Genomic DNA, 11,444 nt, shown 5'->3' with positions numbered 1-11,444 from the left:
TGAAAACAGAAGTTCGGCATTGTTATTTTATTTTCCCTTACTTCAAGGGATATGGTCTTTCTTCTACACACAGCAGTGCAACATCTGTCAGTGCTTCTGGTGCCCCCAATAATATTATTGGGGGCAGCTGCCAGATGTTTCAAAAAAGGGGTTTCATCATGTTTAATGAAGTCCAAAGCTTTCATGGTCAGACATTATTGTTAGTGACCAAGCCTTCTTTACAGGCGACAGCCTTACTACAGCATTTAAAGCAAAGTCTTACATTGAGCGGAAAATTGCATAGCATTCAACGCTCTTTCGATGACATTGCGCCTGGCAGTATTATTCTTTTCGATATGATGGAAGCGGATAAAAAACTTATCCAATACTGGCAAGATATTTTAAGCAGAAAAAACAACAATATCCGTGTGCTATTGTTGAATACGCCTGAAGAGTATCCTTTCAGGGATATTGAAAGCTGGCCGCATATCAATGGTGTCTTTTATGTCAACGAGGACGAGACGCGCGTGGTTGATGGCCTGCAGGGCGTTCTGCGTGGTGAATGCTACTTTTCGCAAAAACTTGCCAGCTACCTCATAACGCATTCCGGAAATTATCGCTATAACAGTTCAGAGTCTGCGTTGCTGACCCATCGCGAAAAAGAGATTCTGAATAAATTACGCATCGGAGCTTCAAATATTGAAATCGCCCGTTCGTTATTTATCAGCGAAAATACGGTTAAGACCCATCTTTATAATCTTTTCAAGAAGATAGCTGTTAAAAACCGGACGCAGGCGGTTTCATGGGCGAACGATAACCTCAGGCGTTAACAGTATGAAACGCACAATGAGTTGGATTGCCGCAGCAGGCTTTTGGCTTGCTGCCGGGAATCTGCATGCGGTTGAAGTTGAGGTTCCAGGATTGTTAACCGACCACACTGTCTCGGCAGTTGGACACGCTTTTTATCGCGAGTTCAGCGACAAATGGGAAAGTGACTATCCTGGGAACTTAACGATTAATGAACGGCCCAGTGCGCGATGGGGAAGTTGGATCACCATAACGGTCAATCAGGACGTTATATTCCAGACATTTTTATTCCCAACGAAAAAAGACCTCGATCAAAACGTGGTCTTCGCTCTGGCTCAAACCGAAGAAGCAATAAATCGTCTGCAGATCGATAAAGCTCTGCTCAGTACCGGCGATTTAGCGAAAGACGAATTTTAATTCGGAGGCATTCATGCGTGTTGTCCATGCAGCTATTGCTTTAATGCTCATTCCATCGTTGAGCTGGGCCGGAAATATGACCTTCCAGTTCCGGAACCCTAACTTCGGTGGTAACCCCAATAACGGCTCTTTTCTTTTAAACTCGGCCCAGGCGCAAAACTCCTATAAGGATCCGAGCGCCGACGATGACTTCGGTATTGAGACCCCAAGCGCCCTGGATAACTTTACCCAGGCGATCCAGGCCCAGGTTCTGGGCGGATTATTGACCAACATCAACACCGGTAAACCGGGCCGTATGGTGACCAGCGACTTTATTGTCGATATCGCCAATGCGGACGGACAAATGCAGTTAAATGTCACGGACCGGAAAACGGGGAGAACGTCCACCATTCAGGTTGCTGGCTTGCAAAATAACTCTACCGACTTCTAAGCAATGTCGAGATAAGGACAATAATCATGCAGCGCTTTCTCATACTTGTTGCAGTATGCTTATTGAGCGGTTGTTTAACTGCTCCCCCGAAACAGGCGGCAAAACCGACATTAATGCCTCGCGCCCAAAGCTATCGTGATTTAACCCAGTTACCACTGCCAACGGGTAAAATCTACGTGTCGGTTTACAATATTCAGGATGAAACGGGTCAATTTAAACCTTATCCGGCAAGTAACTTCTCCACTGCTGTCCCGCAAAGCGCCACCGCGATGCTGGTCACGGCGTTAAAAGATTCTCGCTGGTTTATTCCTCTGGAACGCCAGGGGCTGCAAAACCTGCTCAACGAACGCAAAATCATTCGTGCAGCGCAGGATAACGGCACCGTGGCGATGAACAACCGTATTCCGTTGCACTCACTCACGGCGGCAAACGTCATGGTTGAAGGCTCGATTATCGGTTACGAAAGTAATGTGAAATCGGGGGGCGTGGGGGCGCGCTACTTCGGTATCGGCGGTGACACCCAGTACCAGCTTGACCAGATCGCGGTGAACCTGCGTGTGGTCAACGTCAGTACCGGGGAGATCTTATCCTCCGTCACCACCAGCAAAACGATTCTCTCTTACGAGGTTCAGGCCGGGGTCTTCCGCTTTATCGACTACCAGCGACTGCTGGAAGGCGAAATCGGCTATACCTCGAACGAACCGGTGATGCTGTGCCTGATGTCGGCTATCGAAACCGGGGTAATCTTCCTGATTAACGACGGTATCGATCGCGGCCTGTGGGACCTGCAAAACAAGAACGAAGTGAAAAACGATGTTCTGGTGAAATACCGCGAGATGTCATCGCCGCCAGAATCCTGACAGAAAGCGCATTAAAAAGGCGAGACCGGGGTCTCGCCTTTTTTATTTGCTTAACGCCGTGACGTTTCGCGTCCTGTCCCTGCGCGCCGCCAGCCACAGGCCGCTGTTTTTCATCGCGTAGCCAAACACCAGCCCTAAGGCCAGCGAAGGAACCACCAGCCGCCAGTCCCCCTGCCCTGCAAAGGTGGCGCAGGCGCCCATAAAGGTGCCGGGTACAAACGACAGCAGCAGATGTTTCGCCTGGATACACATCAAAAACGCCACCACGCCGGTCATGACGTAGCCGACAATCTCCAGATGGGGTGCCAGCGCGCTGCCGTGGATAATAATCATTGCCCACACCACACCGCTGATCAGCGTACACGCCGAGATAAACAACCCCTTCACGCCACCCTGTGGACAGGCGAAATAGGCCGTGCAGCCCAGAAAACCCGCCCAGCTCAGGAGGCCAAGGGAGACGGCGACCCATCCCCATATGCCGGAGAGGATCCCTGTTGTGATTGCAATAGAAAGTAATATGTTCATGGCGCGCATCTTAGCAGATACGCGGCCATGAAATGAGATCAAGAACACATAATATGCAAATTGAGATTTGCTGTTACATTAATAAGGTGATCCAGATCACTCTTCATTCTCTTCCTGCAGTTCGTCCCACATAGCGGCAACGGCGTCGCGGGTGAGAGGTGCCATAGTGCGCCAGAACGGCGACGCAGCATGCGCCTCTACCTTGCCGAGAAACGCCCCACACCAGGGTAAAATGTACTCCCCAAAGAGCGTTTCCAGCGCCTCGTTTTCGTCTTCTGCCGCGTGATCTTCAATCCACGATGCCGCCAGCAGCAGCGTGCCGATATGATCGGCTGGCGTATCGGTCAGCGGCATACCGCGTGAAGAGAGAAACGCACGTACTTCAGCTTCGGTAGCCCCCTCTTCCCAGGCGGAGCGATAAGGCGACACGCGACACTCTTCCCCGACAAACAGCGCATTGTAATCGGCTGCAATCTGCTGCATGTCGCAGCTGTTTTGCAGACGCAGCAGCAGCTCATCCTGCTCAAGCGGCCAGCTCTGGGCCAGCTTGCCTTCGCGGATCAGGGTAAACAGCGGCACCAGCAGCGGATCCTGCGGCTGACGATAGTAGAGGGAACCCAGTACGCGGCAGAGGATGGAAAACTCGTTCATTTATTTAGTCCATTACACAGTTAAAATTCAGCAAATTCGGCGATCGGCGCCATACCACGCGACGCCAGGAAGTCGAGTAAACGACGTGGCGTCACGTTCAGAATGCGCTCTTCAGGGAAGCCTACCGCATCGAGGATCTTGCGGCACTCGCTAAAATCACCCAGCGTAAAGGCGGTATGGGAGTCGGATCCCAGCGCCACGTATCCGCCGGCGTCACGCACCGCCGCCGCGACGTCACGGCAGTTCGCTTCACTGCCCTTGCGGGAGTGAATAAACGAGGAGTTGTTGATCTCCAGCGCTACGCGATGCTCTGCCGCCGCACGGGCGACGGCCTGAATGTCGATAGGGTATTTCGGGTTGCCCGGATGGCTGATGATATGCACGTTGCCGCTGGCAATAGTGGCAATCATCGCCTCGGTATTGGTGGCTTTGTCCTGCGGGGCAAATACCGGCTCATGAAAACCGGCGAGGATCAGATCCAGCGAGGTCAGCATCGGACCGGTACAGTCAATCTCACCCTGGGTGTTTTTGATGTTGGCCTCAATTCCGCGCAGGATCCCCACTCCATCCACCACCCGCGGCCAGATACGCATATTCACAAAGTGCCAGTAGTGCGGGGCATCTGCCATATCCGGACCATGATCGGTGATCGCAAAGAGCTTGATGTTCTTTACCTTTGCCTGGGCGATGTAGTCATGAAGATTGCTGTAGGCGTGAGTGCTGGCGACGGTATGCATATGCAGGTCAACGGGGTACATCGTTCTCTCCTCTCGTGTTTCCCAAAGGATAGCAGTTATCCCAGGCGTTTATTAGCAAAAACCCGGCGATGGCCGGGTTTGACTCAGTAACCGCGCTGCCTGTCGACCTGCCCGGTGACCGGCTCGCCTTTTTCCAGCTGGGTGATGGTGCGCGCGATATAGGCCACGGCTTCGGCCGGACGCGTCACCGCCGCCACGTGTGGCGTCATGGCCACGCGCGGATGGGCCCATAAAGGATGGTCGGCAGGCAACGGCTCTTTACTGTAGACATCCAGCATCGCCCCTTTCAGCTTGCCACGCTCCAGCGCCGCCAGCAGATCGGCCTCCACCACGTGAACGCCGCGCGCCAGGTTCATCAGATAGCTGTTATCCGCCAGCTGATTCAGCAGACCGCTATTGATGATCCCGACCGTCTCCGCCGTATTTGGCAGGAGGTTAATCAGCACCCGCGTGCCCTGTAAAAACTGCGGCAATTCATCCATACCGGCAAAGCTGGTCACGCCAGGGTAGTCCTTACGGGTGCGGCTCCAGCAGCGCAGCGGGAAGCCCCAGGGCGCCAGCGCCTCGGCCACCTTAGAACCCAGCACCCCGGCCCCAAGAATACCGATGGTAAAATCTTCGCGCTGATAATCCGCCAGCGGCTCCCAGCGGGCCTGCTGTTTTAACGCCTGATAGTCATCAAAGCGGCGGAACCAGTGCAGCACCTGGCTTACGGCATACTCCTGCATCTGCTGGCCCATGCCGGTATCTTCAAGGCGAAACAGGGGGATCGTCTCCGCCAGCATTTCCGGGTGCGCTTTCAGTTTGCTGAGGATCGAATCCACCCCGGCGCCGAGGGCAAACACCGCCTTCAGATTACGCCCCTGCAGCATCTCTACCGGGGGATGCCACACCAGCGCATAATCCGCCGGTTCGTTATCACCGCGTTTCCACTCGCGAACCCGCGCGCCCGGCAGCGCCGCCGTAAGCGTTTTAATCCAGTAAGCGTTATCAAATGTTGGGTGGTAAAAAATGATGTCCATTGCGATTGCCTTCTGTTGCGCTGTTTTACGTTCATTTTCAACTGCATCGCAGCATAGCAAAATTTGTTGCCGCGGTCGTTGTTGATAAAAAAGGCACTTTCAGCACAATTAGAAATCAGGTTGGTTGAAGTTTGTCTCAACGCGCTAATTTACTGAAAAAGTTGATTGACGTAAGTAAGGCTTTTCCTTACATTAGCGCCCGTCCCAGCAACAACGGGATGACAATATGGTGAGGTGTCCGAGTGGCTGAAGGAGCACGCCTGGAAAGTGTGTATACGGCAACGTATCGAGGGTTCGAATCCCTCCCTCACCGCCATATTTAAAGAAGAGCTCGCATGAAAATGCGGGCTTTTTTTTCGCATGTAGCACGCCGCCGGGAGGGATGAGCCCCCTCGACTGAGGGTTCGACAACTGGCGACAGCCAGTTGGACAGCCTGAGAGCGCAGCGAACAGGCTGCCCGCAGGGCGAGCGCAGCGAGTCAATCCCTCCCTCACCGCCATATTCGAGATGAGAGCCCGTACGAAAGTACGGGCTTTTTTCTTTTATATTCTCCCGAGAGGGAGGGATGAGAACCCCCGGCCGAGGGTTCGACAACTGGCGACAGCCAGTTGGACAGCCTGAGAGCGCAGCGAACAGGCTGCCCGCAGGGCGAGCGAAGCGAGTCAATCCCTCCCGGTGCTATATGCAACACCGTGCAGTCTGGAAATGTCGGGTGGCGCTAACGCTTACCCGACCTACAAAATCCAGACCCGGCCTCGCCCCGTAGGCCTGATAAGCGCAGCACCATCAGGCGTTTTCACCAAATGCAACTCCGTGCGGTCTTCATGTCGGGTGGCGCTAACGCTTACCCGACCTACAAAATCCAGACCCGGCCTCGCCCCGTAGGCCTGATAAGCGCAGCGCCATCAGGCGTTTTCACCAAATGCAACTCCGTGCGGCCTGCTTGTCGGGTGGCGCTAACGCTTACCCGACCTACAAAACCCAAACCCGGCGTCACTCCTCCACCATCCGCGCATACTCCCCGGTCAAAAAATCCACCAGCGTTCTGACGGACGGTAACAGCCCACGCCGCGAAGGATAGACCGCGTGGATCACCTCCCGCCGTGGCTCCCACGCCTCGAGCACTTTTATCAGCTCCCCCGACGCGAGTTGATCCTTGACCATCAAAATCGGCAGCTGGACCAGGCCCACCCCTGCCATCGCCGCTTCCCGCAGCGCCAGCATGTCGGTCGTAATCAGGCGCGGTTGAAAATGAATCTCCGCCCTGGCCCCTTCCGGCCCGCTCAGCGCCCATTTGTGCACCTGTTTCCCCTCCCCCATACTCAGGCCGGGCCAGGCGCTGAGTTCAGACGGCACCACTGGCGTGCCCAGCCTGTCAATCAGCTGCGGCGAGGCCACCAGACAGTGCCCTCTGTCAGCCAGCACCCGCAGAACCAGATCGCTGTCATCAAAGGGACGGGGGCGCACGCGGATCGCCACGTCGATACCTTCCGCCACCAGATCCACCCGCCGGTTGGTCGCCTCGAGCTGTAAATTAATGCCGGGATAGCGCGCCATAAACCTTGCCAGCATCGGGCCGACGTGGACATGCAAAAGCGTCACCGGGCAGGTGATGCTCACCATGCCGCGGGGTTCAGCCTGCAGCGCCGCAACGGCCTCCTCTGCCGCCTCAGCTTCTACCAGCATCGCCTTACAGTGCTGGTAGAAGGTATGCCCCACCTCCGTAACCGCAAACTGGCGGGTGGTGCGCTGGATCAAGCGCACGCCGAGCCGCTCTTCCAGCTGGGCAATCCGGCGGCTAAGTTTAGATTTTGGCTGATCGAGCGCCCTGCCTGCCGCCGCGAAGCCGCCATGATCCACCACTTTCACAAACCATACGAAATCATTGAGATCCTGCATAACGTCCTCATCGTTCCATTTCTGGAACAGTGCATGTCATTTACGCTATCTACCGGGATATTAAACCTGAATATAAGCTAATTACATCAACAGAACATCAGGAGAAGACGATGAAAAATGTAACAGGCATTTATACCGCACCCCGCCAGCACTGGGTTGGCGACGGTTTCCCGGTGCGCTCGATGTTTTCTTACCAGACCCACGGCGAACCGCTTAGCCCGTTTTTACTGCTGGACTACGCCGGGCCGCACAGCTTCCCGGCTGATGGGGCAAAGCGCGGCGTGGGTGAACATCCCCACCGTGGCTTTGAGACAGTCACCATCGTCTATTCCGGCGAAGTGGAGCATCGTGACTCGACGGGTAAAGGTGGCGTGATTGGCCCGGGTGACGTCCAGTGGATGACGGCTGGTTCCGGCATTCTGCACGAGGAGTTCCACTCCAGCGCCTTTGCGCAGCAAGGGGGCGAATTAAAAATGATGCAACTGTGGGTCAACCTGCCGGCGAAAGACAAGATGGCGACACCGGGCTACCAGAGCATCATCAAGAACCAGATTCCGGTGGTGGCCCTGCCCGATAACAGCGGCGAACTGCGGGTGATTGCCGGGCGCTACGAGGACGTGACCGGCCCGGCCCACACTTACTCCCCGCTGAACGTCTGGGACATCGCCCTGCGTCAGGACAGTCATCTGACGCTCGCTCAGCCAGAAGGCTGGAGCACGGCGCTGGTGGTGCTGGAAGGCAACGTGACGGTGAACGGTTCCGCCCATGCGGGTGAAGCTCAGCTTGTTGTCCTGAGTCAGGAAGGCGAGAAGCTGCATCTGGAGGCCAGCAGCGACGCCAAAGTGCTGCTGATGGCCGGAGAGCCGCTGAACGAACCGATTGTCGGCTACGGCCCGTTTGTGATGAACAGTAAAACCGAAATCGCTGAAGCTATTCGCGATTTTAATTCCGGCCGCTTCGGCCAGATCTGAACGTAATAAAGGAGAGAACCATGTCTACCCCAGCTAACTTTAACGGTGCACGTCCGGGGATTGATGTGAATGATGCGGTGATGCTGCTGATCGACCACCAGAGCGGCCTGTTCCAGACCGTTGGTGACATGCCGATGCCGGAGCTGCGTGCCCGCGCTGCGGCGCTGGCGAAAATCGCCAGCCTGGCGAATATCCCGGTGATCACCACCGCCTCCGTGCCGCAGGGGCCAAATGGGCCGCTGATCCCGGAGATCCACGCTAACGCCCCGCATGCGCAGTACGTAGCGCGTAAAGGTGAGATCAACGCCTGGGATAACCCGGAGTTCGTGGCCGCCGTGAAGGCGACCGGACGCAGGACGCTGATTATCGCTGGCACCATCACCAGCGTCTGCATGGCTTTCCCGTCGATAAGCGCGGTGGCTGACGGCTATAAAGTCTTTGCGGTGATCGATGCCTCGGGCACCTACAGCAAGATGGCGCAGGAGATCACCCTGGCGCGGGTGGTGCAGGCGGGCGTTGTCCCTATGGACACCGCAGCTGTGGCCTCGGAGATCCAGCGCACCTGGAATCGTGAGGATGCGGCGCAGTGGGCAGAAGTCTACACGCACATTTTCCCGGCGTATCAGTTGCTGATTGAAAGCTACGGCAAGGCGCAAGAGGTGGTGAAGAACAGCGAAGCCCTCGATTCGCAGCGTTAAGGGTTAGCTCCACGGCCCGAAAACCGTGGAGCTGATTATTGCTTAACCGAACGCGCGGTAAAGCAGAAAATCTGCTTGACCGATTTAGCCCGACTCCCTATAGTAGCGCCCCGTTGCCCCCGAGAGGAAAGGCAGCAAAACAATATGGTGAGGTGTCCGAGTGGCTGAAGGAGCACGCCTGGAAAGTGTGTATACGGCAACGTATCGAGGGTTCGAATCCCTCCCTCACCGCCATATTTAAAGAAGAGCTCGCATGAAAATGCGGGCTTTTTTTTCGCATGTAGCACGCCGCCGGGAGGGATGAGAACCCTCGACCGAGGGTTCGACAACTGGCGACAGCCAGTTGGACAGCCTGAGAGCGCAGCGAACAGGCTGCCCGCAGGGCGAGCGAAGCGAGTCAATCCCTCCCTCACCGCCATATTTAAAGAAGAGCTCGCATGAAAATGCGGGCTTTTTTTTCGCATGTAGCACGCCGCCGGGAGGGATGAGCCCCCCCGACCGAGGGTTCGACAACTGGCGACAGCCAGTTGGACAGCCTGAGAGCGCAGCGAACAGGCTGCCCGCAGGGCGAGCGAAGCGAGTCAATCCCTCCCTCACCGCCATATTTAAAGAAGAGCTCGCATGAAAATGCGGGCTTTTTTTTCGCATGTAGCACGCCGCCGGGAGGGATGAGCCCCCCCGACCGAGGGTTCGACAACTGGCGACAGCCAGTTGGACAGCCTGAGAGCGCAGCGAACAGGCTGCCCGCAGGGTGAGCGAAGCAATCCCCTTCACTACTCCTATAAAAAAACAGCCCGTACTTTCGTACGGGCGCTTTTATGCGTCCTTAACTTACTGTACGACTTCCCGGTAGAGAAGATGTCTCACCCGAATTCACATCCTTTTCATCTTTAGGTTCTTTAACCCAATGATCTGCATTTTTAATCCCAAGCCGAATCGGATCAAATTGCGGATCGATACCTTGCGCCTTTTGCGCTTCATAATCTTTAAGACTGGCAAATGCTTTTTTATGTAAAAGAACAATTGCAATAATGTTAAGCCACGCCATCAGACCGACCCCAATATCGCCCAAGCCCCATGCCAGATCCGCAGTACGCACGGTGCCATATACCGTAGACGTTAACAGAAATATTTTCAGCAAGAACGTCAGCCATGGGCGGTGAATTTTACGGTTGATATACGCGATATTCGTTTCTGCAATGTAGTAGTAGGCAATAATAGTTGTGAAGGCAAAGAAGAACAGCGCAATGGCAACAAAGTAATTACCAAAGCCAGGCATCATGCTTTCCATCGCGGTCTGCACATAACCAGGGCCTGCCGCCACGCCCGCAATGCCCGTGTAGATTGCCGCGCCGTCGACGCCCTGCACGTTATACAACCCGGTAATCAATAACATGAACCCGGTCGCGGAACAGACGAACAGCGTGTCGATATAGACTGAGAAGGCCTGCACCAGCCCCTGTTTCGCCGGATGACTCACTTCGGCCGCTGATGAAGCATGTGGCCCTGTACCCTGTGCCGCCTCGTTGGAATAAACACCGCGCTTAACACCCCACATTATCGCCTGACCCAAAACAGCACCAAAGCCCGCTTCAAGGCCAAATGCGCTTTTCCAGATCAGCAGAATAACGGAAGGAAGTTGGTCAATATTAAGGGCGATAATAACGCAGGCGACAATAATATAGCCGAGTGCCATAAAGGGAACGACCATGCTGCTAAAGCTGGCGATCCTTTTCACACCACCAAAAATAATAAAACTTAACAATATAGCCAATAATGCGGCGGTGACATTTGGACTGAGCCCAAAGGCAATATCCAGGCTGGCGCCAATAGAGTTTGCCTGCACGCCGGGAAGTAATAATCCGCAGGAGAAAATAGTCACTATAGCAAATAACCATGCGTACCATTTTACGCCCAAACCTTTTTCAATATAAAAGGCAGGACCGCCACGATATTCGCCATTGATTTTTTCTTTATAAACCTGACCCAGAGTGGATTCAACAAAAGCAGAGCTGGCGCCCAAAAACGCCACCATCCACATCCAGAATAGCGCGCCAGGCCCACCAAACGTAATGGCGGTCGCCACGCCAGCGATGTTCCCGGTCCCCACGCGTCCCGCCAGCGTCATTGTCAGCGCCTGAAACGACGATACGCCTGCATCCGTGGCACGCCCCTGGAACATCAGAGCCACCATATGTTTGACATGGCGTAATTGAAGAAAGCGACTACGCAGTGAGAAATAGAGGCCGACACCCAGGCATAAAAATATTAACGCCGGGCTCCAGATAACACCATTAATTGCACTAACCAGTTCGTTCATGTATGGCCCTCAGCGTGATAGTCCAGAGAAAAGTCTTTCCTGGAGTTTCTTTTTAGAATTGTGTCTGAATGACTACGAAACATAGATAATAGCCCGAAAGTTACCA

Annotated in this window: 12 protein-coding genes, 2 tRNA genes and 1 other RNA gene; 9 read left to right on the top strand and 6 right to left on the bottom strand. The window is 54.7% G+C overall.

What is annotated here, in order from left to right:
* Window positions 1-158 precede the first annotated feature (158 nt).
* The 4 genes from csgD to csgG are packed head-to-tail and all read left to right on the top strand — an operon-like array spanning window position 159 to window position 2,493.
* The gene (csgD, locus tag ES815_RS18040; RefSeq protein WP_142489035.1) at window positions 159-809 is read left to right on the top strand and encodes a biofilm master transcriptional regulator CsgD; all 651 of its coding nucleotides are present in this window, start codon (window positions 159-161) and stop codon (window positions 807-809) included.
* A 4-nt stretch (window positions 810-813) separates the two neighbouring features.
* A complete protein-coding gene (csgE, locus tag ES815_RS18035) occupies window positions 814-1,203 on the top strand; it encodes a curli production assembly/transport protein CsgE (RefSeq protein WP_142489034.1) in 390 nt (129 codons plus the stop codon).
* Between the two features lie 13 nt (window positions 1,204-1,216).
* Complete coding sequence (gene csgF / locus ES815_RS18030) at window positions 1,217-1,633, top strand: curli production assembly/transport protein CsgF (RefSeq protein ID WP_142489033.1); 417 nt, start codon at window positions 1,217-1,219, stop codon at window positions 1,631-1,633.
* A gap of 26 nt (window positions 1,634-1,659) precedes the next feature.
* Window positions 1,660-2,493: a curli production assembly/transport protein CsgG gene (csgG, locus tag ES815_RS18025; RefSeq protein WP_032617498.1), complete on the top strand. Its 834-nt coding sequence runs from the start codon at window positions 1,660-1,662 to the stop codon at window positions 2,491-2,493.
* Between the two features lie 42 nt (window positions 2,494-2,535).
* On the opposite strand, the gene ES815_RS18020 is transcribed toward csgG, so the two are convergent.
* The 4 genes from ES815_RS18020 to ghrA all read right to left on the bottom strand — a co-directional run bounded on the left by ES815_RS18020 (window position 2,536) and on the right by ghrA (window position 5,449).
* On the bottom strand, window positions 2,536-3,018 hold the full coding sequence (locus ES815_RS18020) for a DUF1097 domain-containing protein (RefSeq protein ID WP_142489032.1): 483 nt from the start codon (window positions 3,016-3,018) through the stop codon (window positions 2,536-2,538).
* 96 nt (window positions 3,019-3,114) lie between these two features.
* Window positions 3,115-3,669 carry a molecular chaperone gene (locus ES815_RS18015; protein ID WP_142489031.1) on the bottom strand — a complete coding sequence of 185 codons (555 nt, stop codon included), beginning with the start codon at window positions 3,667-3,669 and terminating at the stop codon, window positions 3,115-3,117.
* Between the two features lie 20 nt (window positions 3,670-3,689).
* Entirely contained in the window at window positions 3,690-4,427 is a 738-nt protein-coding gene (locus ES815_RS18010) for a phosphatase (RefSeq protein ID WP_142489030.1), read from the bottom strand.
* Between the two features lie 83 nt (window positions 4,428-4,510).
* Window positions 4,511-5,449 carry a glyoxylate/hydroxypyruvate reductase GhrA gene (ghrA, locus tag ES815_RS18005; protein WP_142489029.1) on the bottom strand — a complete coding sequence of 313 codons (939 nt, stop codon included), beginning with the start codon at window positions 5,447-5,449 and terminating at the stop codon, window positions 4,511-4,513.
* A 228-nt stretch (window positions 5,450-5,677) separates the two neighbouring features.
* Here ghrA and ES815_RS18000 point away from each other — a divergent pair.
* Window positions 5,678-5,765: transfer RNA gene (locus ES815_RS18000), tRNA-Ser, on the top strand.
* Window positions 5,766-6,443: 678 nt separating this feature from the next.
* Here the strand turns inward: ES815_RS18000 and ES815_RS17995 are convergent.
* On the bottom strand, window positions 6,444-7,349 hold the full coding sequence (locus tag ES815_RS17995; RefSeq protein ID WP_142489028.1) for a LysR family transcriptional regulator: 906 nt from the start codon (window positions 7,347-7,349) through the stop codon (window positions 6,444-6,446).
* Window positions 7,350-7,459: 110 nt separating this feature from the next.
* Between ES815_RS17995 and ES815_RS17990 the strand changes: the two genes are divergently transcribed.
* The 4 genes from ES815_RS17990 (at window position 7,460) to ES815_RS17975 (ending at window position 9,436) form a co-directional block, all read left to right on the top strand.
* The gene (locus ES815_RS17990; protein ID WP_142489027.1) at window positions 7,460-8,320 is read left to right on the top strand and encodes a pirin family protein; all 861 of its coding nucleotides are present in this window, start codon (window positions 7,460-7,462) and stop codon (window positions 8,318-8,320) included.
* Between the two features lie 20 nt (window positions 8,321-8,340).
* Window positions 8,341-9,018: an isochorismatase family protein gene (locus ES815_RS17985; protein WP_142489026.1), complete on the top strand. Its 678-nt coding sequence runs from the start codon at window positions 8,341-8,343 to the stop codon at window positions 9,016-9,018.
* 146 nt (window positions 9,019-9,164) lie between these two features.
* Window positions 9,165-9,252 (top strand) — tRNA-Ser (locus ES815_RS17980).
* 45 nt (window positions 9,253-9,297) lie between these two features.
* Window positions 9,298-9,436, top strand: a non-coding RNA gene (locus ES815_RS17975) — RtT sRNA.
* Between the two features lie 408 nt (window positions 9,437-9,844).
* Here ES815_RS17975 and ES815_RS17970 read toward each other — a convergent pair.
* Window positions 9,845-11,338 (bottom strand): alanine/glycine:cation symporter family protein, encoded by a 1,494-nt coding sequence (locus ES815_RS17970; RefSeq protein ID WP_142489025.1) that lies wholly within the window; start codon window positions 11,336-11,338, stop codon window positions 9,845-9,847.
* Between the last annotated feature and the right edge of the window lie 106 nt (window positions 11,339-11,444).

Origin of the sequence: Leclercia adecarboxylata (assembly GCF_006874705.1) — a bacterium.
In the GTDB taxonomy this organism is placed as follows: domain Bacteria; phylum Pseudomonadota; class Gammaproteobacteria; order Enterobacterales; family Enterobacteriaceae; genus Enterobacter; species Enterobacter adecarboxylatus_C.
This window is presented reverse-complemented; position numbering and strand designations above follow the sequence as displayed.

What these genes read in the sequence shown, in the direction of transcription:
- csgD (WP_142489035.1), top strand. Translation starts at nt 159, where the DNA reads ATGTTTAATGAAGTCCAAAGCTTTCATGGTCAGACATTATTGTTAGTG.
- csgE (WP_142489034.1), top strand. Translation starts at nt 814, where the DNA reads ATGAAACGCACAATGAGTTGGATTGCCGCAGCAGGCTTTTGGCTTGCT.
- csgF (WP_142489033.1), top strand. Translation starts at nt 1,217, where the DNA reads ATGCGTGTTGTCCATGCAGCTATTGCTTTAATGCTCATTCCATCGTTG.
- csgG (WP_032617498.1), top strand. Translation starts at nt 1,660, where the DNA reads ATGCAGCGCTTTCTCATACTTGTTGCAGTATGCTTATTGAGCGGTTGT.
- ES815_RS18020 (WP_142489032.1), bottom strand. Translation starts at nt 3,018, where the DNA reads ATGAACATATTACTTTCTATTGCAATCACAACAGGGATCCTCTCCGGC.
- ES815_RS18015 (WP_142489031.1), bottom strand. Translation starts at nt 3,669, where the DNA reads ATGAACGAGTTTTCCATCCTCTGCCGCGTACTGGGTTCCCTCTACTAT.
- ES815_RS18010 (WP_142489030.1), bottom strand. Translation starts at nt 4,427, where the DNA reads ATGTACCCCGTTGACCTGCATATGCATACCGTCGCCAGCACTCACGCC.
- ghrA (WP_142489029.1), bottom strand. Translation starts at nt 5,449, where the DNA reads ATGGACATCATTTTTTACCACCCAACATTTGATAACGCTTACTGGATT.
- ES815_RS17995 (WP_142489028.1), bottom strand. Translation starts at nt 7,349, where the DNA reads ATGCAGGATCTCAATGATTTCGTATGGTTTGTGAAAGTGGTGGATCAT.
- ES815_RS17990 (WP_142489027.1), top strand. Translation starts at nt 7,460, where the DNA reads ATGAAAAATGTAACAGGCATTTATACCGCACCCCGCCAGCACTGGGTT.
- ES815_RS17985 (WP_142489026.1), top strand. Translation starts at nt 8,341, where the DNA reads ATGTCTACCCCAGCTAACTTTAACGGTGCACGTCCGGGGATTGATGTG.
- ES815_RS17970 (WP_142489025.1), bottom strand. Translation starts at nt 11,338, where the DNA reads ATGAACGAACTGGTTAGTGCAATTAATGGTGTTATCTGGAGCCCGGCG.